This is a genomic window from Micromonospora sp. NPDC049101 (genome assembly GCF_040648675.1).
Classification (GTDB): domain Bacteria; phylum Actinomycetota; class Actinomycetes; order Mycobacteriales; family Micromonosporaceae; genus Micromonospora.
In genome coordinates this window covers 58337-80265 of the sequence record NZ_JBEZED010000017.1, presented here as the reverse complement: position 1 = coordinate 80265, position 21929 = coordinate 58337, and the positions used below count along the sequence as shown (strand labels likewise).

Annotated in this window: 5 protein-coding genes; 1 reads left to right on the top strand and 4 read right to left on the bottom strand. The window is 72.1% G+C overall.

The window, feature by feature from the left end:
* Position 1: 1 nt before the first annotated feature.
* Positions 2–15415: a toxin glutamine deamidase domain-containing protein gene (locus AB0B57_RS23200; protein WP_357073395.1), complete on the bottom strand. Its 15414-nt coding sequence runs from the start codon at positions 15413–15415 to the stop codon at positions 2–4.
* Positions 15416–15652: 237 nt separating this feature from the next.
* Positions 15653–18334 (bottom strand): hypothetical protein, encoded by a 2682-nt coding sequence (locus tag AB0B57_RS23195; protein WP_357073393.1) that lies wholly within the window; start codon positions 18332–18334, stop codon positions 15653–15655.
* 243 nt (positions 18335–18577) lie between these two features.
* Between AB0B57_RS23195 and AB0B57_RS23190 the strand changes: the two genes are divergently transcribed.
* Complete coding sequence (locus tag AB0B57_RS23190) at positions 18578–19663, top strand: hypothetical protein (protein WP_357073390.1); 1086 nt, start codon at positions 18578–18580, stop codon at positions 19661–19663.
* A gap of 173 nt (positions 19664–19836) precedes the next feature.
* On the opposite strand, the gene iolB is transcribed toward AB0B57_RS23190, so the two are convergent.
* Together iolB and AB0B57_RS23180 are read right to left on the bottom strand one after the other, a co-directional pair.
* Positions 19837–20709, bottom strand: coding sequence for a 5-deoxy-glucuronate isomerase (gene iolB / locus AB0B57_RS23185; RefSeq protein ID WP_357073387.1), 873 nt, complete (start codon positions 20707–20709; stop codon positions 19837–19839).
* Positions 20706–21890 carry a glycoside hydrolase family 88 protein gene (locus AB0B57_RS23180; RefSeq protein ID WP_357073384.1) on the bottom strand — a complete coding sequence of 395 codons (1185 nt, stop codon included), beginning with the start codon at positions 21888–21890 and terminating at the stop codon, positions 20706–20708. Before AB0B57_RS23180 ends, iolB begins: the two co-directional genes overlap by 4 nt.
* Positions 21891–21929 lie beyond the last annotated feature (39 nt).

Genomic DNA, 21929 nt, shown 5'->3' with positions numbered 1-21929 from the left:
TTCACGGTGTCTCCGGTGCGTCGGCGATGAGCAGGATCAGCCGGTCCACCTCGGGGAAACCGAAGGTGCCGCGTTCAGCCAGCTGGCCGAGTCGACGGGTCCAGTAGGTCCGGGACGGGGAGTCGAGTTGGTGCAGTGTCTGCTGAATGATCAGCTCTGCCGCGTCGACGTCGTTTCTGGCGGCGTGACCGAGCGCCGTCAGCATCGCGACGTCGGCCGCGGGCGGGGCGGCCACCTCGACCAGCGGGCGCAGCCGGTCGTACTCATCCGGGTCGGCCTTGGCCACCAGGTCGCGCAGCGCGTCCCGGCGGGCCTCGGCACCGTCGGCGGCGAGCAGCGCCAGCGCCTCGTTCCCGACGCCCGCGCTGGCGAGGTCGATGACTGTGGCCGCGGCCTGACGCGCGGCCTCGCCGCCACCGCCGACCGTCTGCCAGGGCGGGTCGCCGAACTCGTCCGGCAGGAGATACCCCTGGAGGAAGGGCACCAACTGCCGGCCGCCGTCGACGGCGAGGATGTCGTTGAGCGGTTGCCACTCCCGCGTCGCGGTTGCCCAGGTGGGCGCGCGCAGCCAGAGGCTGATCAGCGGCATCGCGATCTCGGCGGCGAGACCCAGCAACGGGCTTCCGGCTTCCGGGCTATCCGCCACGACCCGCGTGTGGTGCAGCGACGTCAACTGCCTGGCCCACTGGGCCCGCTGTCTGACCGTCAGGTGTCGGCGGGCCGGCTCAAGCGCGTCGAGCGCGCCCGGCAGGTCGTCGGCGAGGGCTCGGCTGACGGCCTCGAAGAGTGGTGCCACGTCCGCCCGTACCGGCGCGGCGGTGACGGGTCCGGCCTCCGGCAGCGGTTCCTCCCGCAGCGGTGGTAGGTCCTTCACCTCCAGGTACAGGTCGCGGGCCAGGCCGGCGAGTTCCTGGTACCACACACGGGCCTGCGCGACAGTGCCCCGGCGGGCCCCGTAGGACCGCACCTCCACCACTCCGAGCTCGGCCGAAAGGCTGCCGTCCGCCGTGTCGAGCTGGTCGTGCGTCGTCATCCCGGGGAACACGTGCTGCTGGTCGACCAGTTTCCCGTGCAGCGCCGAGAGCAGGTACATCATCGGCGACATCAGTGGTGCGGCGCGGGACGCGGTCCAGGGCTGTTGACGGCTCGACAGCCGCACACCGACCCCCGCGCCGGCCACGGCTCCGAGCTCGTCCAGGTAGCCGTCGTTGTGGTCGAGGTAGAACTGGGCGAAGCGGTTGTGGATCGCGTCCGCCTGATCGCTCAGGTAGAGCCGCGCCCACCAGGGCAACTGTCGGACGTAGAGGCCCAGCGCGGGCCGGGACAGGGCGGCGACGTGTGCCTTGGTCAGGCTCATCGGGGCGAGCAGGTATTCGGCGGCCCCGGCCGTGTGTGCATACACCAGCGCGAGCACACCCTTGATCGCGTCGATCACCCGTGCGGTGGGCACCTGGCCCGCCTCGGCGAAGTACCGCAGGAAGTGCTCCGCCTCGCGATCACCGAAGGCGACCCCGTCCTGCTGGTTCTCCTTCGTGCGATAGGCGAGCAGACCGAGCGGGGCCGACTCGTAGGTGACAGAGCTGTCGCGCCAGGTGCGCTCCCCGACGTGCGCCAGGAACCGCGACAGGCGCTCGATCGGCGTACCCATCGAGATGTGCCAGTGCCAACCACCCTCGTCACCTCGCGGTGGCGGACCGATCGTCCCGCTGGCCGCCGGTTCGGCCACCACGTCGGCGGAGGCGAGAGTCGCGGGCAGGGCGACAGTGGGTAGGCCCGCAGGCCCCTGGACCGCCTCGAACCGGTCCTCCAGCTCCTGCAGCTGCCGCCAGAAGTCCTCGGTGTCCTCGATCCGGCCCTGCTCGCCGGGAAGGTTCCTGATGATTCCGGTGACCAGCTCGGGCACGGCGATCCACGCCGGGTCGCCGCTGGCCGGATCGTCGGGGAGCACATAGCCGCGGGGCTCGCCGTCCTCGGCCTCCTCGGCCGCGTGGTGCAGCTGCTTCGTCTCCACCACGACGTGGAAGCTGCCGTCGCGGGCACTGGCGAGGATGCTGCCCGGTGCCGCCTGCATCGAGGCGTTGCCGTAGAGGTCCATCGGCATGGTGCGTTCACCCTCCAGCCCGCCGCCGCGGTACCCCCGGCTGCCGACCGGATCCACCAGGGCCTCGGCCAGCGGCCGCCGGGACGTGTCGCCGCCGCGGACCACCCCGTCCGGACCGATCACCAGCGCACGGGCGTGGACGTCCGCGTCGTACTCCCCCGGTGTCTCCCGCGGCGCACCCGCCCGCGGCACCGCACCCGGATCGGTCAGGTTCAGCCACAGCACACCCTCGTCCGCCGTGTGGTACGCGGCGTACACGTGCCCGAACCCCGACCGCGTCCGCTCCACCAACACCACCGCCACCGAACGCCGGCCGAGGTCGTCCGCGCCCAGCCGCGCCGTCAGCCCGTCCCAGCCGTCGAACCGCTCCCAGTCCCGCCGATCCCCCAGCCACGCCTCCGCCGGCCGACCAAGATCCGAGTCGTCCCTCGTCCGGGGCACCCGGACCGCATGCGCCAGCGGGCCACCCGGAAACAGCCGCGACACCAGCGCCTGCACCACCGCGAGACAGTCCGCCACCGTCACCCGACCAGCCGGGTCGACGACGCGACCCGCGGCGACGACCTCGCCGAACAACCGACGCAGGCCGGCACCGGTCAGGGCCGGAGACCCCTTGAGGGGTACGGTGGCCGGCTCCGACCGCGTCTCGTCGTCCCGGCTGACCCGGCCGCCGAGGTGGAAGAGCCGGGCCAGGTCACGTCGGTGTGCCGGCCCGGCCCCGACCTGGTCGATCAGGGCACGTGCGGCGGACGGGCGGGCAACGGCGCTGGGGCCCGGCGGTGCCACGATCGAGGTGTGGTCCACGGCCCGCACCGCCACCACCAGGGCGAGTTGCGCCTGGATGGTGCCGAGGTCCAGCCGCGCGGCGGGCATCCGCGCGGTGAGCGCGTCCGGCGTGAGCAGGAGGGCACCGGGCGCCGTGTGCGGATCGGCCGTCGCCGCCAGCAGCACGCCCCACTCGGCCGCGTACCCGTCGACGAGCGCGGCCAGGCCCTGCGTGTCGCCAGCGGAGTCGAGAGCGGCCTCGATGCCGCCGTGCACCTGTCGTACGCCGGCGGAGCGCAGGTGGCGAACCAGCTCCCGCAGGTCGGTCCAGGTGTCCGTGGAGTCGTCGGTGATCCGCATCGTGACGGTGCTGCCGTCGGGCGCGATCGTGACGGTCCCCGGTCGACGCAGCCGCGCCGCCACGGCGACGCCGTCGACCGACGCACGCGCCGGATCCGCCGGGTCGAGGCCGAGGGTCAGGGTCAGCGCGGCGTCCGCGCCGGGCGCGATGCCGGACAGCACGCCACGAGTGCGGTACGGGAGGGGATCGTCACCCACGTCGAGACGGTGGCGCACGTCGTCCTCGACGGCCCGGAACTCGTCGGGATTGTTGACGAACCCGTCGTCCGGCCACCGGTGCGGGGCTGGCGCGGCAGGCCCTTCCCCGGCCGATGTCCCCGCCAGGACCGCGACGGTGTCCGCCGCTGGCGGTGCGGCTGGCGGTGCGGCCGGATCGGGTACGCCCTCGGTGGTGGCCACGAACCGTATCCGGGACGGATCCGGGGGTGCCGTCGCGGGCTGGCCGGTCTGGTCGTCCCAGTAGGTGGCCTCGCCGTCGTCGTCGCGGAACACGTTGAACGCGTGCGCCACCTCGCCGTCGGCGCCGTTGACGACGACGATGCCGGCGGCGCCGTCCGCCGCGTTGCGCATCGCCTCGGTGACCGCGTCGAAGCCCGTGACGTCCCGCAGCGGATGCCCGGCGTACCAGGACAGCACGCCCACCTCGGTCGCCACCGACTCGGGGACGACGAAGGAGCCCTGGCCCCGCGTGCGTATCCGCAGGTCCGTCACGATGGACGCGAAGACGCAGTCGGTCCGCGGGTTGGTGGGGTCCGTGACGTCTGCGCGCAGATAGGGGTGCCTGGTCAGCACCTCGCTCGCCACCCGGGGCGGACCGACCTCGGTCCACCCGCTGCGGTCGGCAGGCGTCGCACCGGCCAGGTCGCCGCGCCCCGGCCGGGGGGTGGAGGGGCCGGCGGAGGAACCGGTGGACGGGCCGGCAGCCGCCGCGCTGGAATCCACCGATGGGGCCCAGTGCACCCTCCGGCGCTGCCCCGCGCCTCCGCCGTTCCCGCTGTCGCTGGCCTTCGGGCTGCCGCCGGCCTTCCCGCTGCTGCCGGCCTTCAGGATGCCCCTGGGTTTCCCGACACCGTCGGCTTTGCGTGCGCCCTCGTACGGCTGGTGGTCGGGCGGCAGCGCCCGGCTTGCCGTCGGTGCCGTCAGGGACACCGGCTGCGACTCCGTACGGACCGGAGCCGGCGGTCGGGTGTCGGCGCCGTACCGGTCGGCCAGCACGTCGGCGAGGTTGTGCGAGGGAAGCTCCTTGCGGAACCGACCACCCTGGAACTCCTCCCAGTTGCGCGCGGCTCGCAGGCCCTCGCGGACCTCCTCGTCGGTGTAGCCGAGCACCTGGCCGTCCTTGTCGACCACGACATGCCGGTTGGCGAATACGGGACCAACCCACCCGCGAGACAGCTCCTCGACGAACGCCCGATCCGTCCCGGCCAACACGACCAGGGGCGACCTCCGGGAGACGCCCGCCGTTTCCAACGTGTCCAGAACCTGCGCGGCCGTCCGGCCGCCGATCGTGGTCGTACCGTCCACGGTGATGCCGCGGCCGATCACCATCGGCGCGTCCGGGTGACCCCGCAGCCCCTCGATGGCGTCCACATGGGTGTCGCGGTCGGCCGCGCCCGGCAGGTAGACGCCCGCGTCGACCTGCCGACCGGGATCCACCAGGGCGAACGGAATCCGGGTCTCCACGGTGCCGGCGAGCAGCCGGGTCCGGGTGGTCTTGCTCCCCACGGGGGCATCCGGGCTCAGCCGCTCGGCGAGGGCGTCGATGGACCCGCCGAAACCGGCCAGGTCCTCGACCCACTTGGCCGCGTCGCCGACGGTCTGGCCGGCGTTGCGGACCGTGTCGACAATGCCCTCCCAGACGACGCTCGACACCGTCGAGGTCTCGCCGGTGATCTCCAAGAGCACGTCGCGTTGGCGCAGGACGACAGGGTGCTTCTCCTCGTGGGAGCCGGTCTCGGCCGGCGCGAAACGCCGGCCGCGCCGGTCCGACCAGCGCAGTTGGGTGCTCGCACCGATGGTCTCGGAGCCGATGAACGACACGCCCAGGATGGTGAAGTTGATGAAGCTCTGGCCACCCGGGGCCGCACCGAACTCCGGCCGACCCGCCGAGCTGGTGCCACCGCCGCTGTCGCCCGACGCGTCGGCGGAGTCCAGTTGGCGCGGCGTGACAGTGGGCTTGCTCGCCGCCCGGACCCCGTCGCCCTGGTTCAGCGAGACGAGCGGGGCCAGCGCCACGGTCAGTCGTTGCTCGACCTGGCTGGTGGAGGTCAGGACCTTGCCGACGATCGGGAAGTACTCGAACACCGCTCTGGTGTCGTGGCCCGGCACGAAGTCGACAGGCACATCGGGATCGCCGGGGTTGGGCTTGTGCTGCTCGGCGGGAAGCCGCCAGGGCGACGCGGCGATCGTCTTGATGGTCAACGTGCCGTCGACACCGACGCCCAGTCCCCCGCTCGGGAAGGTCTGTTTGACTCCGCCGCGTTTGAGCAACGAGTAGAGGTTGCCCCCGCCGACCTCCCCGTCCACGAACCCGGTGAGCTCCCACTGGTTGACGCCGGGAAGCACCTCGAGCACCAGTTCCTGCAGCTTGGGGAGGTCGCTGAACCAGCTCACCCGGAACTCCGGTCCCAACCCCTCGGTGGGACGGAAGGACCGGAGCACGCCGAGGGTGAACCCGCCCACCTCGTTGTTTCGAGGGGTCGGGTTGATCCGGACCCCGTGCAGGGCCTCCCGCCCCGCCGGGTCGCCGAGCAACACCGTGACCGCGGGCGGGCGTCCCGTACCGTCCGGCACCAGCGGCTGGGTGGAACCGTCGGCCGCCATGAACTCCAGCACGGCACCGGCCTTCAACCACGACCGCTGGCCCGCCTCGCCGGCCGGATTGGTCCAGAGCGACTTCGCCCAGGAGAAGATGGTCGGCGTCACCGCCGTCATCAGCCAATCCTTCAGTGTCTTCACCTGCACGTCGACGCTGATCTCGAAGGGGTAGTACATGCGGGCCAGCCCACCCTTGGACTTGGTGATCACCCGCGGTTCCTGCCGGTCCCGCTCAAGGTCGGCCTCGCTCCGCTGCCGAGACAGCTCGATCTGCGGAGTCCCCCCGATCAGTCGCACCGGTTTGTTCCGCTGCGCCCTCGTGTGCACGGGGCCGGAGAGGCGACCGGTGTGCGACTTCACCCGTTGCGTCGCCTTGCCCCGGGACTCCAGGTGGGTCCCGTGCATCTCCATGTCGGACTCCGGCGCGGGTGCCGGACCGAAGGGGCGACCGTTCTCGTCGACGGCGCCGGTCGTGGAGGGGTCGATCTGGTGGGGGATCTTCCGTCCGTGCAGCCGCAGCTCGTCGTGCAGTGGGTCGGGGCGGGCAAGCAGTTTGTAGTCGACAACCATGGTGCCGCCCAGGTGGGTGATCGCGCGTTGGAACCGGGCGATCACCACCGGGCGCCGGGACGGCCCGGAGCTGAAGTACCGGCGGATGTCGCCGCGCGTCACGATGCTCGACGCGTGCAGGGTGATCCAGTCGTAGAGCCCGGCCGAGTAGCTGTTGGAACCCAGGTCGGTGGAGCCGTCGGCGTCCACCTTCAGGCTGCGCAGCGTGTGGTGCAGCAGCTCCCGACCGGCGGGAAGTCTGATGTCCAGCACCGAGGTGTCACCCAGGCCCAGCCGCTGGCTGATCCGTCGTGGTGGGTACACGGCGTCCGCGCCCGGTTGCTCGCCCGGCTCGGGGGGCAACAGGTCGAGGGCGGCCTTGACCTGGGCGTGCAGCGCGGGGGGCAGACCCGCGATGAAGTCGACAGGCCGCTGGAAGTCGGCCGGCCTGCCGTCTATGTCGGTGAAGTCGTCGACGTCGGGCCAGGACCGCTCGAGATCCCGCCAGATGGTCGCCATGTCGAGGATGCTGACCAGCGCCTGGATGCCGTCCTCGACGTCGATCGCGCTGTCCGACGCCGTCGCCGGTAGTGCGGCCTCCCACATCCCGCCGAAGAGTGAGCGGAGACTGCTCACCAGGTTGCGGGAGGCGCCGGTGAAGGTGCCGACCATCGTGACCGGGATGGTGATCGTGTAGACGCGGGCGCTGATGTTGTTGATCCGGTAGTCGGTGCCCGCCAGCGTCTTGGTCTCGCTGACACGCTCACGCGTGGACGTGAGGTACGTGGCACTCGGCGCGTTGCCGTAGGGGTGCACCACATTGGCGCCTCCACTGTGGTACCGCGTCTCCTCCCGGCTCCGGGTGAACGCGCTGGTGCCGGTGACCGGGATCCCGTCCTCCACGTAGAGCTCGTAGTCCCGGGGCTGTGGCACGTACCGGGGCACCTGATGGATGTAGGCCTGCAACTCGTGCCGGCCTTCCGCGTCGGCGAGGAGGCCCGGCTCGAATGCCTGCTCCGAGGAGTGCGCGCCGCGCAGCACCACGTCCATCACCGCCAGCAGCCGCTCCTCGCTGGTGAAGACCCGGCGGGTGTGCGCGGACAGGGTGGTCGGCCAGCCGGGGTTGTTGCCGATCAGCTTCGACCACCGTGCGACGAGTATGTCCGGAAGGTTGCTGAGCCATTCCTGTAGCGGAGCGAACTGGCTCGTGGCGAGTTCCGCGAACATCTTGTCGAGCGCGGCGCTGCCGCGGACGGCGTCGATGCCCGCGAGGTTCGGCAGGCTGGGTCCGGCGCTCAGCATGACTCGGTCGAAGTCGGTCAGGGTCCGGTGACTGATCGGCTCACGCCGGGTCGCGGGTGCGCTCAGCACACGCATGTCGGGCACCCACGCCTCGTAGGAGATCGGCTGGTCCCCCGGTGCGAACGTCTCGTCCGGTGCGTCGTGGCCCTCGTCGTAGGCCTCGGCGCGAAGGTTCGTGGAGAGGACGAACTTGTGCATCGCCTGGTCCTGCTCGGTGTCCAGGACCACCGAGCGACCGGGGACCTGGCCGTACCCGAGGGAGGTGGTGTTCTCCCAGGTCTTGCCGATCACGGTGCCGCTGAGCACCGAGTTCGTCCAGCCGGGCAGCAGGTTCTTCAGCCACTTCCGGACCGGCAGGCTGAGGTTGGCGTCGAGCGCGGCGCGTTTGGACCGGAACATCGACCGGAAGCTGTCCAGCCGGAAGAACGAGTCGACGGTCATGTTGGCGCCGAGCTCGTCGGTGAGGCCCTCGTACCGCACCTTCGGGTCCTGGTCGGCGGGGACGAAGTACCTGATCCATTTCCTGTGCGTCCCGGAGGCGGTGATCTTGTCGTAGGGCACCCACAGGCCGGTGCCGCGCAGGGCACCGATCATGCCGATCCGGTGCGCACCGGAGCTGGTCTCCAGCAGACGCCTGTGGTTCTTCGCCAACAGCTCGGTGCTCGGCGCGGTCTTCGGCAGGTACCCCTCGCTGCGCAGGTAGTCCTCCACCTGCTTGTCCAGGTCCGGTCGCGGATCCGCGGCGGTCCCCTGGGGGGCCACTGTGAAGTTCTTGAAGACCGCCATGCCGGGCCCGTCACCGTCGACGACGCCGCGCGGTGGGTGGCGAACCTTGTCCGCGTCGCGCAGCGTGTACGGCAGGTATCGCACCCGGGCGCCATGGCCGGCGGAGTTCCCGGACCACTCGCGGAACGGCGGCGAGGCGCCCCGCTCCTTCCCGCCGGTGATCAGTTCGAGCTTCCACCTCATGCCGACATCGGCGACCATGCCCCGTCGGATCGCCTTGGTCGCCTTGGGGTCGGGTGCCATGCCGGGCCGTTTCGGGTCGGGTTCCCGGCCGGACCGGAACCCGCGGCCCACGAACGAGACAGCCCCGCTGTTGTGGCCGATGGTGACACCGGTCCCCAGGCCGAGGGTGACCGAGGGGCCGCCCGACAAGAACGTGCCGGGAGTCTTGGTCTCCTCTGCCGACGCCTTCAGGATTGTCACGCCTCCGCTGACCGGCAGGTCGAAAGCGTTGCGCAGCACGACCGATCCCCGCTCGGTCATCTGTGCCTCGGTCAGGAACTCCAGCGAGTTGTCGCTGGCCCGGCTGACGATACGGCTGGTGTCGTCCTTGAACGGCACTGCCGACAGGCGCAGGACGCCGAGCAGTCTGCCGTTCGCGTCGTGGATCGGGTCGCTGTAGGCGGCCCCGTCGCGCACCCGCTGGAAGACGTTGTGCATGTTGCCGTGCCCGGCGAAGCTGAAAATGTGCTTCTGCGACCTCGTGTTGAGCGGCCCCGCGCGGTGCCTCGGCCGGGCACCGAGCCGGCGACCACGGCGGGGCGAGCGCACGGCCGGCGCGCCACGGCCGGCGCGCCGACCGCCGGCGTTCCTGCCCCCGGCGGCCCTGCTCCGGGCGCGTGCCTCCGCGATGAGACCGGGCAACTCGCTCAGGATGCGCAGTGGCAGCTCCGTTGGGTCGTGCAGCGTGTCCAGTGACATCGGGTACGAGGCGAGAGCCACGTCGTCCGCCACTGTGGTGTCCTCCGGAGGATCCGGCACGGCGATGTGCTGTGGAAAGAACACCACCAACCGCTCGCGTACGCTTTCCGGCTCCGGGCCGGCCTCGATGTCCTGCCAGGGGTCGTCAGGATCGTCGAGAGTGGGTCGCCCCGGTGGCGTTACCAGCCGGGGCGGGCGGGCCGCTGGCTCCGCCGTGACCCTCATCTCCCAGGTGTAGAAGTGCGCCAGTCCTGGTTCCCGCAGTCGCTCGATGGTCGCCGGCCCCGTCCCGGTCTCGACGAAGGCGGTGCGGGTCTGCCGGTTGTGGGTCAGCCGGGGCACCGCCGACACGTTGAGCACCCGCAGCGGGCCGGTCGTCCCCAGACCCAGGAACTCCTGGATGGGCAGCGGCAGATCGCGATAGTTGATGTTGCTGTGACTACTGGTGGAGGAGACATCCGAGAAGCGCCGCTTCTCACCCTGGCTGACCGCGGGCGGCGGGTAGTCCGGGGCGAGGTCCCGCTCGTCGTGTCGGGTGAGCGTCGAGTGGAACGTCAGCCGTACCGCGTGGCGGCCGCTTCCGACCACCCGTACCGAGCCGCTGCGCCCGGTGGAGGACGGCAGATCATCCACCAACGCCACAGGTGTCGTCAGGCGGGCGATGTCACCCTGGATCTCCGCCTCCTGAGTCCAGCGCCCCAGCGGGCGGACGGCAGCGATCGCCAGCTCCCGCATCCGAGCCGCGGCCTGCTCGGTGATCACGCCCTCGGCGCCGATACTCAGGTAGCTACGATCGCCTTCGGCCTGGTCACGATCGCCGAAGATCGTCAGGTCCGACTCGCGCTCGTCGGCGATGTCCTGCCACTCGTTGAGGGCCTCTCGGGCATCATCGGCTCGCGCCGTGGCCGTGTCACGCACCATGCCGGCGTCCCGGGCCGCCCGGGTCAGGCGGGTCGTGGTGTTCGCCAGGTCCGTCTCGGAGGGCAGGCGCTCGACCTCGGTACGCAGCACATCCCGTTGCGCGGCGGCCTCGTCCCGGCTCGCCGTGGCGGCCTGGGCGGTGGCCCTGTTCTTGGTGTGCTCCTCCTCGGCATGGTGCAGGTGTGCCCGCAGGCCGTCGTCCCCGTCCAGGGCGGTGCGCTGCTCGCGCAGGCTCGCCGCCACCGATTCCAGACTCTTGTCCGTCGTGGTGATCGTGGCCCTGGCCTTGGTCAGGGCGGCGTCGGCTGCTCTGCCCCGGGCGCCCTGTTGCCGGCCCTCCCCAACGATCGCGTCGAGCCGTTCGTTGAGCCGGGCCTGTTCCGCCATGAGGTGGATGCGCCGCCGCTGACCGGCGGCACGCTCATCCTGGGCGAGCGTCGCGAGGCTCTCCTGGCTGAGGTTGTCGAGCTGTTCCTCGATCTCCTCCAACCGGTCCTGCGCCGTGTCCCGCTCGTCCTCCAGCCTGGTGATCTCGGCTCGCGCGGCGGCCCGGTCGGCCTCGGCCTCGGCGCGGGCCCGTTCGGCGTCCGCACGCGTCTCCCGCAGGGCGTCGTGCTGCCGCTCGGTCTGCGCGAGCTGCTCGGTCGCGTCCGCCAGCGCCTTCGTTGCCGCGGCCACCTCGTCCTGGCTGACCTGTAGCGCCCGCACCGCCGCATCCGTCTGCTGCTGTCGGTCCCGCACCTTCTGCTCGGCACTCGTCAGGTCGTTCCTGGTCTGCGTCGCCGCCCGTACCTCGTCCCGGTGGTCCCGGAGGCTCTTGTCGGCCTTGTCGGCGACGTGCTGGGCGTCCCGCTGCCCGGGTTCGAGCACCGAACTCAGGAGCAGCTTGGTCTCCCGGAGCACCGCGCTGATCTCCGGATTGGGGTAAAGCCGGCCGTCCTCGGGATGGTCGGCGACAGCCCCGGGAGTACGCGGGGCCGAGGTCGATCCGTCACCGCCGGCCCGAGCCCCGCCGCGGCTGTCCGCGCCCTTCCCACCACCCGGACCCGACGGCCCCCCAGCCCCACCGCCCTGACCGTCCGCGCCCTTCCCACCACCCGGACCCGACGGCCCGCCAACCCCACCGCCCCCGGCCGCCGACGAGCCCTGTCCCCCGGCGTCGCGGGTGTTCGACGACGCCTTGCCCTTCCCCTTACCGGTCGGTGTGTCGTCATCCGAGGTCGACGACAGCAGCATCGCCTCGACCGGCGGAAGCAGGTTCCGGTCACCGGTCAGCGCCAGCAGCCGGCCCTGGGCGACCCGATAGTCGCGCACCAGGTCGACGAGGCCAGCCCTCAGCGCCTGCTCGGACATGCCGGTCAGGCCCGCTTCCATGGCGGAGAGTCGCCGGCCGAACGCGGTGACGGCGGAGAAGGCGGCCGACGAGCCCGGCTGCCCCAGAGCGGTCCTGATGTCATCCAGCTGCTCGTCCCGGAGCGACACGAACGCCTGCACGATGTCCTGTCCGGTGCCCGGCAGCGCCGCCACCAGCTGCGCGGCGTCGTCGACACGGGCCAAACCCACGGTGTACGTCGGCAGCACGCCGGACGAACGGGGGGTCACGTCGGTGTCAACTGTTTCCGTCGCCGCGCCCCGCAGGCGTTCCATCGTCGGCACGGTCTCCGCGCCGGTCGCCCGGTTCACCTCGTAGCGGGCGTGGTCCACCTGGAGCAGCGCGTCGCGGAAGTGCTCGCGTGCCGGCCCCGAACGGCTCTGGTCCGAGCTGACCACACCGGCGAGCCCCTGTCGGGCCGCTTCGAGGACCGCCCTGGCCGTCTCCACCTGCTCGGTGCGGTCCGGGCCGTCCGCCGGGACGGCCCGGTCGGTCAGCGTCTCCCGCAATGCCGACTCGATCCGACCCGTCAACCCGTCGAGCTGGTCCAGGACCTCCTGTGCGGCGCGCCGCACGCCCTCGATGGTCGCCGGCACCAGATGGTCCACCCGGGCGACGGAGTTGGTCTGCACGCTCGTGAGCGCGTACACCCAGGGGTTTTTGGCGAAGCCGCCGAGATCCGGATCGAGGACCAGTTCCCAACCCTGCGCGGTCGGATGGGACAGCTGATCGGATGACGTCGGCACCGCCGAGCGGTCTCCGCCCACCACCTCCGGGCGGCTCGGGCCGACAAGCGTGTCGACCGACGGCAGGAGCGCCGCGCCGGCGACGCTGCGCACCTGTTGGTGCGCTGAGTCGTAGGCGGTCAACACCCTCGCCATGTCGGCCCTCGCCTGCTGCTTCGACAGGCTCGGCAGCGACTCCTCCAGGTGCGTCAGCGACTGCTGGACCGACCGGACGGCGTCGCGGGCGGCCGCCACCTCCGGGGCACGGTCCGGCGGCGACGCCTGGAGCGCGCCGATGATCGCGTCCCGCGCACCCTCGAACGCGGCGCGGGTGTTCGCCACCACGTGCGACACATCCTGGGTCGACGAGGCCAGCAGGCGCTCCACATCGCCGCTGCGGGGATCGCTCCTGCCCACCGAGGCCTCTGCGGACTGCGGCAGAGCCGGGCCCGCCCCGTCCGACCGGTCGGTGCCGGATCCCAGTGTCTGCTGAACACCTGGGTCCGAGACGGTCCGCAGGTCGGTTGAGCTGCCCGGATCCGTGTTCGCCCGGTCGACCCCATGAGTACCGTCGCCCCCGACCACCGTGGTCGGAGGCCCCGATCGGGCGGTGCCGCCGTCGAGCGACTGGCCCGCGCCCACCTGTGCGCGCTGCTGCCCCTCCCCTCGGGCGCCGCCAGCGTCACCCACCGGTGACGCCACACCACCCGACGACGCCACACCACCCGACGACGCCACGCCACCGTCGACCTGTCCCGAACCTGACCCCACACCACCCCGCGACGCACCACCAGCACCACCATCAGCCTGCTCCGAACCCGACCCCACACCACCCCGCGAGGCACCACCAGCACCACCATCAGCGTGGCCTCCGGCCGCGGACTGGCCGCCGGTGATCTGGTCACCGGCGACGCGAGCGCCGTCCCGCTGCGCGACCTCGCCGGATTGGCCACCAACCGTGATCTCGGCCGGCAAGCCGACCGACGAGCGGCCGGCATCCTCGTTCGAGCCGACAACCGAACCATCGCCGAGCCCGACGCCCGACCGATCAGCGACGCCGTCGCCGGTTGGCGTGCCCGCGACACCGCCGGTCACATTCGTCCCGCCCTGGCCTACGGAATTGCCAGCACCCTGCCCCGCACCCCCGTCCAGCACGCCACCGTCCGCCACACCCCCACTCGCCACGCCACCGTCCGCCACACCACCACTCGCCACACCACTCGCCGCACGGCCGTCCGCCACACCCCCACTGGCCACGCCCTCAGCCGCCGCGTGGCTGGCCGCTACACCGCCACTCGCCACGCCACCGGCTGCCGCACCACTCGCCGCACGGCCGTCCGCCGCACCACTCGCCGCACGGCCGTCCGCCACACCACCAGCCGCCGCGTGGCTGGCCGCCACACCCCCACTCGCCACGCCACCGTCCGCCACACCACCACCCGCCACGCCATCGGCAATCCCCGCCCCACGACTGACGCCCTCGCCCGCGTCGCCGTTGGACGGCTGAACACCGGAGCCTGCCGCGGTACCCTCCGAAATGCCGCCGGTTCCCGCGTCTGTCGACGCCTGCTGATCCGCTGCGCTCGACGCGCCGGCGCCCAGCCCGGCGCCCAGCCCGGTGCCGACACCGCTGTCCCCGAGGAGGGACTGCCGAACCTCATCGGTGGCGGGCGACGTGTCTCCCGTCCCGGCGTCACTCTTCTCGTCGCGGACCAACTTCTCGTCGCCGACCAGCTTCTCGTTGTCCCAGTCGATACCGCTGTTGTTGTCGTCGACGGAGTAGGCGGGTGGTTCGGTCGGCGGCTCCTCCTTCTCGTTGTTGACGCCGGAGTCGCCACCGCCCTGCTGCCCGTCGCCACCCAGGGGGGCCGCCTCGTCGTACCCGTTGAGGTCCGGCAGGTTGAGGCCGTTGGCCAACTGCTCCGGAGTAGCGGCGTTGCCCTCGTACAGGCCACCGACGAAGGCGCTGGTCGCTGTCCCCCACCGCCACTCGATCGGCGCCCCCACCGCAGCCTGTCCGGCGGCCTCGGCCGGCATCGCCACAGCCGCCTGCGCCCCGCCCTTCGTGAAGAGGGCGCCGGCCCGGAACACACCATCGGTGATGTAGAGCGTGCCGTCGGCACCCACCCGGTCGACCTTGGCGATCCTCCCCGCCGCCCAGTCGACGACACCCGAAGCAGCGGAATTGGTGAGACCGGCAGCCGCACCCGCGATCACCGTCTGAATCAGAGACTTCTCGATCGCGTCCCAGTCGATGCCCTCCCGCACCCCATCGGCATCCTGCGCCGCCTGGATCACGATCATCAGCAGCGGCTCCTGAGCGATCTCCTGCCCGACCTCGACGAAGAGGTTGCGAAGAATCGCGGTGATGATGGCGCGAAACCCACCAACCACCAACGGAATCGCCAACGCCCCGAACAGCGACGCCATGAGCCAGGCCAACTGGATGGCCAACAGCGCCAACTGCACCACCAGCAGGATCTTCTTTTCCTGAAGCTCGGCCGCACCGTTCTTCAGGTCCTTCCGCATGCTCTCCGCAGTCGACCGCAACTGGTCGAGATAATCGACGAGGCTGTCCAGCGACTCCGTGACGCCGTCGGCGAACTTCCCGCTCAACACGGCCGGCACCCGAGAACGCTCAGCCACGAGCGTCTCCTGGGCCGCATCCAGAACGTCCCGAAGGTGCTCCCACTCCCCGGAGTGCGCCCGCATCCCGCTCTCACTGCCCGTCGGCCAGGTCGCGCCGACGAAGAAGTTCAAGATGTGGTTCAACCAGTCAGGAATGGGGGTGTCCATGCCGGGCCGCTCCCGCTATCCGCTGCTCGACGACGGCGCGCTGGCGCACGCCGAGCCATCGATGCTTCCCCGGCTGCCCACCGTCAGGTTGCCGGGCGGTCGCAGTGACAGCGTTCGCATCTCGGCTCCACCCCCCTGTCACACCCGCACCGGATGAGCATGCGACGGCGACCGCCGACGCAGCGGTTTCCGACGCCGTACCGGCGGAGTTGGGGGTTATCCCTCATGACCGGAGGGTCAGTCGGTGCCGGCACCGACGGACGCCCCGGCTTCCTCCACGTAACCGAGCGGTGGACCGAGCAGCCGCTCGATGGTGTGCGCGTCGGTGAGCAGGCGAGGCGAGGCCGCTCTCCGCCGGGTCAGCGCCCGCTCCAGGCGGCTCAGAGCGCTCCGGTCGGCGTCGTCCAGACCGGACGCGGACTGCTCGTCGGGCAACACCTCCCGCAACAGTACGGCGGTCGTCGGGATGCCGACCCGATCCGCCGCCACCGCTCCCTCACGGACGGCGAGCACCTTGAACCGGGCACCGGCCAGAAACACCGCCTCGTCCAGATCCTGCTGTTCGGCCAGCGCGCCGGCCTGCCGCGCCGTACGCGACCAGACCAGGTAGTCGACGTCGGCACCCTCCACGGCGAGGTCGGTGGCGCCGCTGACACTGCGGAAGCCGGGCTCCACCAGCAGGCCGCCCTCGGGGTAGAGGTGTCGCGCCTGGTCGGCCACCCGACCCTGGCAGAGCATCGCCCGGCGGTACGGCGGCAGGCGACGCAACCCGGACACCAGGCACGGCAGGTAGCCAGGCAGACTCGGTGCCCGCCCAGCACGCAGTCCCGCGTTGAGCCGGGCCGCCCCCGCCTCCGACCGGCCGAAGAAGACGTGCACGGCGACGAAGTCCGTCTTCGCCGACGCGGAGATGCCCTGCCGCAGCGCGGGCCACGCGGCCAGGGCGGCGTTGACGGTGGTGATCGAGTCGGTGAAGGCCGGGCCGAGGCTGGCAGCGAGGTCGCGCTGTTCCGCTGCGGTGCTGGCCCGGTCCTCGACGGGGTCCGCCACGGCCGGCGCGTAACGGTGCACCGCGCGCCCGCCGGGGTACGCGGCGGGCGCGCCTCGAAGCGAGGGGGTGAGCGCTCCTTCGCCTGCCGAGGCGGGGGCGCTGGCGACCACCGGGCGTTCGGGCTCGCCCAGGTACGGCCCGGAGCTGGTGATCACCGGTGGCGGACCGGCGGCCGGCCGAGGCGGGGGTGAGGGCTCGCCGCTCAGGTCCTGCACGGCCGGTTGGCCGCCAGCGCTCGGCAGCGCCTCGGCAGCGGCTGCCGACCGTCTCGCGACCGGCAGGGACTCCACGCGTCGCCGCGCGGCGACGGCCGGGGCCGCCGGCTCCACGAACTGGTGCACGTCCCCGGCCGGGGCCGCCGGCTCCACGAACTGATGCGCGGCCCCGGCCGGCACCGCCGGCTCCACCGAACGTTGCGCGGTTCTGGCCGGGGCCGCCGGGTCCACGAACTGGTGCGCGGTCGCTGGCGGCCAGTCCAGCGCCGGGGCCTCCGCTGACGTGGCCGCCACCGCCGCCGTCGGCGGACGCGGTGACAGCGGCACCGCCAGCGTCGCCTGGTCCGCGACACTGTTCCGCCGATCGGTCGCCACCGGAGGTTGGCCGGTGCCCGTCGCCAAGGTCGCCCGGACGTCCACTGGCAGCCCCGCACGGGGTGCCGCCTCGGCGCGCAGCGCCGCTTCCAGGCGTACCCTCGTCTGGTTGCCGGTCTGCCCCACCAGGGTGAGGCCCGGTGCTCCGCCGGCCCCGACGAGCAGCCGGCACAGTTGGTCGACCAGCCGGTCGGAGTCGCGGACGTCGACCGCCAGCACCCACTCGGCGGGGTCGACGAAGGCCAGGCCGTCGGGCTGACGGCCACCAGCCGTGCGCAGCAGGACGCCGGAAGGGACCACCTCGGCGAGCAGGTCCGGCACGACCGCGTGGCGGTAGAGCCGGCTGCTGGCGCGTACCCAACCGTCACTCAGCACGGGTGGTGACTGGCCGGACGCCCGTCGGTGCTGGCCCGGTTCGGGCACCCCGATCGGCTCGGCGACGGCTGCCGATTCGTCGAGGGCCGCCGCGAGTGCGGTCACCCAGTCGGCGCGCGGCGGCGGTGCCGTCGGGTCGAGCAGTGCGGTCTCGATCCGAACGATGGTCCTCGCCGGCAGGCCCGCGAAGATCCCGGCGACTGACCAGGGATCCGGTGGTGGCTCGCCGACATGGCGCAGGAGCAGCGTCGGCCGGTGTCGGTCCACCGGCATGTCGTAGGCCGGGTCGCCCACCGCAGCGGGTGCGGCGGCCGAGGCACGCAGCAGCACTCCGGCGGGGACGGGATCGGCCACCAGCCCGGGCAGCACCACCGCCTGGTCCGGCAACGCCGGCTCCCAGGACGGGGCCGGGTAGCGGTTGCCGACCACCGGGCTGCTGGCGCCCGGCCGGAAGGACCGCCATCCCCAGGCGCCCGTGCCGCCCGCGGCGTAGAGGGTGCCGTCCGGTGTGGCGTGGACGGGACCGTCCGGGGCGAGCAGTTCGACGCCGGTGCGGGCCGCCAGCCGGGTCAGCCAGGAGGCGTACGCCTCGTCCGGCCGGCCGAGGCCGCTCGCGGCCACCCAGACCCGGCCGACACCCCACTCCTGGGCCGCACCCTCGACCACCCCGCGCAGCACGCCACCGCAGGCGGCGCTGCGCACGGCGCGCTCGGAGGTCAGGACCAGCACGTCGTCGGACGCCGCGACGGCGGTACGCACCAGCTGCCACAGCAGCGACGGCGGATCGTCCCCGTGTGAGATCACCGCGGCCGAGCCGTGCCACTCCACGAAGAGTTCGTGGCCGGGGGGCGGTTCGACGCGGACCGGTCGGCGGAGCCAGCGCGGCAACCACAGCAGCGCCATCCGCCTCGGCCCCCCAGTTCGTCGGGGTCTCGAACCAGCCGCACCCCGATGTGCTGAGACTGACGCACCGTCGCGGCCACGGCGTCGGTCGCCGGCCGGCGGTGTCGGTTCCGGGGGAAATCCCCCGCCAGCTCGGTCCGGAGTGGCGGACAGCCGACTCAGCGACACAGGGTAGCCGACTGTGATCATGAAGTTACTGCGCGCACACTCCCTCCGGCATGTTCTCGTCGAGTGGAGGAACAGATGCGACTCCGATCGTTCGTCACCGCGGCACTGGCCGCCGTCCTGGCCGCCGGGGCACTCGCGCCGCCGGCACCGGCCGCGGCGGCCACCGCCGACCGCTGGGGCTTCGCGTACGTCAAGGACCCCACCGTCGCGGTCTGGACCGTGCTGGACACCAGCCGGCAGTGGGGTAGTTGGAAGACCGCGTTCCCGGCCGCCTGGGCCGACGGCATCAAGCTCGCGCCCGGCCGGTTCCAGGTGCGTTTCCCACAGGTGGGTGCCGGCGCACGGGGTGTGCCGCACGTGACCCCGGTGAACCGGACCGGGCACTACTGCGAGGTGGTCCGCTGGTTCCAGTCCGGCGCCGACGAGATCGTCGACGTACAGTGCCACAGGCCGGGCGGTACGCGCGAGGACACTCCGTTCACCGTGCTCTGGACGACCAGCTCCGGCGTACTGCCGGCCGGCACCTCCCACGCGTACGTGCAGTGGGGCGCCGGCGCGCTGGTGCAGTCGTACAACTCCACGGGTGTGGTGAACACGGTCGGGCCGCTGGGCGTCGGGCAGTACCTGGTGCGGCTGCCCGGGGTGGGATTGTCCGGGGTGCTCGCCGGCAACGTTCAGGTCACCGCCGGGCAGCCGAACGCCGGTCCCCGCCGGTGCAAGGTCTACGCCTGGAACGCGGTCGGCACCGGAGTGCAGGTGTACGTCTTCTGCTACGACCAGGCCGGCGCGTTCGTCAACACCGACTTCACCCTCTCCTACCACCGTCGGCGGCCGGTGATCGGCTCTCTCGCCCCACCGTCGTACTTCGGTTACCTCGGCACCGCCGTCGGCGGTCCGACGAACGACAACTCGGTGCTCGGTGTCGGCGCCAACACGGTGGCGCCGCTGGCGCCCGCCGGCCGCTACCTGGCGACCTTCCCGCAGGTCGGCCTGAAGGAGACGCACGCCCAGGTGGTGGCGCAGGGCGCCGGCAGTAACTACTGCCACCTCACCCAACCCTGGCCGTACACCACGAACGCCGACCTCGACGTGATCTGCTTCGACAACGCCGGTGTGGTCACCCCACACCGCTTCCTGGCCACCTTCACCTCCCGGCTCTGACGCCGGGCCGACCCGGCGGCGACCGTCCCCCGGTCGCCGCCGGCCAGCGGTGACCGTCTCCGGGCCGCCGCGCACCAGCGGTGGCCGTCGGGTCACCGCTGGCGGCGGGTACGGCGAGCGCGCACGCCGGTCGCGGTCCGGCCGTCGAGGCGGCCGGTGTCCGCAAACCGTTGTTACAGGCCCAGGCTGCGCAGGGTCGGTACGGTCTGGCCCACCCAGGCGAGGTCGGCGTCCTCGCGGGCGCCCTGGGTGCGTTGGGTGCCGGCCAGGAACCACAGGAAGTAGGTGGTGTAGCCGGGTGCGCTGACCACTGTGTGGTAGCCCTCGGGCATCATCTGCATCACGTGGTCCCGGATGGTGACGTTCTCCTCGTACCCCTCGTCGGTGTAGACGCGGCTGATGCCGAACCCGTTCGCCGGGCTGACGCGGTAGTAGTACATCTCCTCGTGGGCGGCCTCGGCGGGCAGGTCGTCGACCTTGTGCCGATGGGGCGGGTAGGTGCTCCAGTTGCCCGAGGGCGTGTAGGTCTCGCCGACGATGAGTCGGCGGGCGGGCAGCTCCGGCTGGGCGATCTCGGTGAGGATCTGGTGGTAGTCGCGGCCGAAGTTGGTCGCTCCCCAACGGCCGGTCGCGACCTGTTCCGGCGCGATGACGTAGGGGTCGGTGGCCAGGTCGCTGGGGGCGCTGGGGAGGGCGATCTCCACGTCGGTGACGGCCTCGACGGTGATCGAGGAGCCGGCCGGGAGGTAGACCGAGTGCGGCTTGCCGGAGAAGACGTCGGCACGCTGGCCGACCTGCGGGAAGTGGTGGCCGGCGACGGTGAAGTTGGCCGTGCCGCCGAGGATGACGGCCAGGATCTCCCGGTCACCGGACTCGCCGGTCCAGGACTCGCCGGCCGACAGTCGCAGCAGGGTGAAGTCCAGCAGCCGGCAGGGATTGACGGGCAGGGTGTTCCGGCCCTCGGCGGCGGGAATGGTGCAGTGGTAGCGGTAGTCCATGGTCACCTTTCGGAATGCGGGGCGGTGCGGGTCGGTCGCGGTGGTCACCAGGGGCTGGTCCAGCCGGGGATGGTGGCGCGGGTGAGGGCTTCCAGGTAGAAGTAGTCGCCCCACAGGGTTCCCTCGTCGACGCCGACGTCCTTGGGCTTGTCGTACACGCCGTGCAGGAGCAGCGCGTTCGAGCCCGGCTGGCCGCCGGTGGAGTAGTGGTCGATGAGCGAGCGCAGGATCTCGGCGGCGGCTTTGCGGTACCGGTCGGCGCTGGCCTGGTCGGTGAGGCCGTCGGCCAGTTCGACGAGGCCGCACGCGGCGATGGCCGCGGCGGAGCTGTCCCGCTCCTGGCCGCTGCCGTCGCCGAACTCCAGATCCCAGTACGCCACGTGGTCGTCGGGCAGGCGGGCGAGGAAGTGGTCGGCGCAGGTCCGCGCGGCGGCGAGCAGTGCGGGGTCGCCGATGTGCCGGTGGTTGAGGCTGAAGCCGTAGATGCCCCAGGCCTGCCCGCGGGCCCAGCAGGAGTGGTCGGCGTGGCCCTGCTCGGTCTCCCCGCGCAGTGGCGCACCGCTGTCCGTGTCCCAGTAGAAGGTGTGGAAGGTGGTGCCGTCCGGACGCAGGATGTGCTGGCGCAGATGGGCGGTGTGCCGGCGGGCCGCGGCGGCGTAGCGGTCGTCGCCGGTGGTCTGGCTGGCCCAGAAGAGCAGCGGCGTGTTCATGAGGCTGTCGATGATCGTGCGTCCGCGTTGGCGGGGGTCGTTCAGGTCGCCCCAGGCCTGGATGATTCCGGCCGGTTCGAGGACGCGCGTCATCAGGTGGTCGGCGGCGGCGAGAGCCGCGTCTCGGGCCCGCGGGTCGCCGGTACGACGGGCCGGGGTCACGCAGGAGAGGGTGTAGAGGAACCCGAGGTCGTGGGTGTCCAGGTCGATGCCCCGGTGCACCCGATCCGCGAAGCTGTCCACATGCGACAGCGCGGCCCGCAGGTGGCGGTCGTCACCGGTCAGGTCGTGTGCCAGCCAGAGCTGGCCGGGCCAGAAGCTGGTGGTCCAGCCGACGTTGGCGCCCTCGGGTTGGCCGGCGCTCGGTGGCCGCAGCGGGTAGCGGTTGGCGTCGGTGGTGTCGGCGGGGTACCGGTCGCCGAAGGCGGCGATGTTCGCGTCGACGGTGCGGATGGCGGCGGCCACCGCGGCGGCCGTGGCCTCTGCGTCGGAGCTGGGACGGACGTCGGTCACCGTCATGGATGCTGTTCTCCCTCGTGGGTCCGGTCCGGGGCCGGG

Coding starts and splice junctions, on each gene's coding strand:
- AB0B57_RS23200 (WP_357073395.1), bottom strand. CDS start 15,415: ATGGACACCCCCATTCCTGACTGGTTGAACCACATCTTGAACTTCTTC.
- AB0B57_RS23195 (WP_357073393.1), bottom strand. CDS start 18,334: ATGGCGCTGCTGTGGTTGCCGCGCTGGCTCCGCCGACCGGTCCGCGTC.
- AB0B57_RS23190 (WP_357073390.1), top strand. CDS start 18,578: ATGCGACTCCGATCGTTCGTCACCGCGGCACTGGCCGCCGTCCTGGCC.
- AB0B57_RS23180 (WP_357073384.1), bottom strand. CDS start 21,890: ATGACGGTGACCGACGTCCGTCCCAGCTCCGACGCAGAGGCCACGGCC.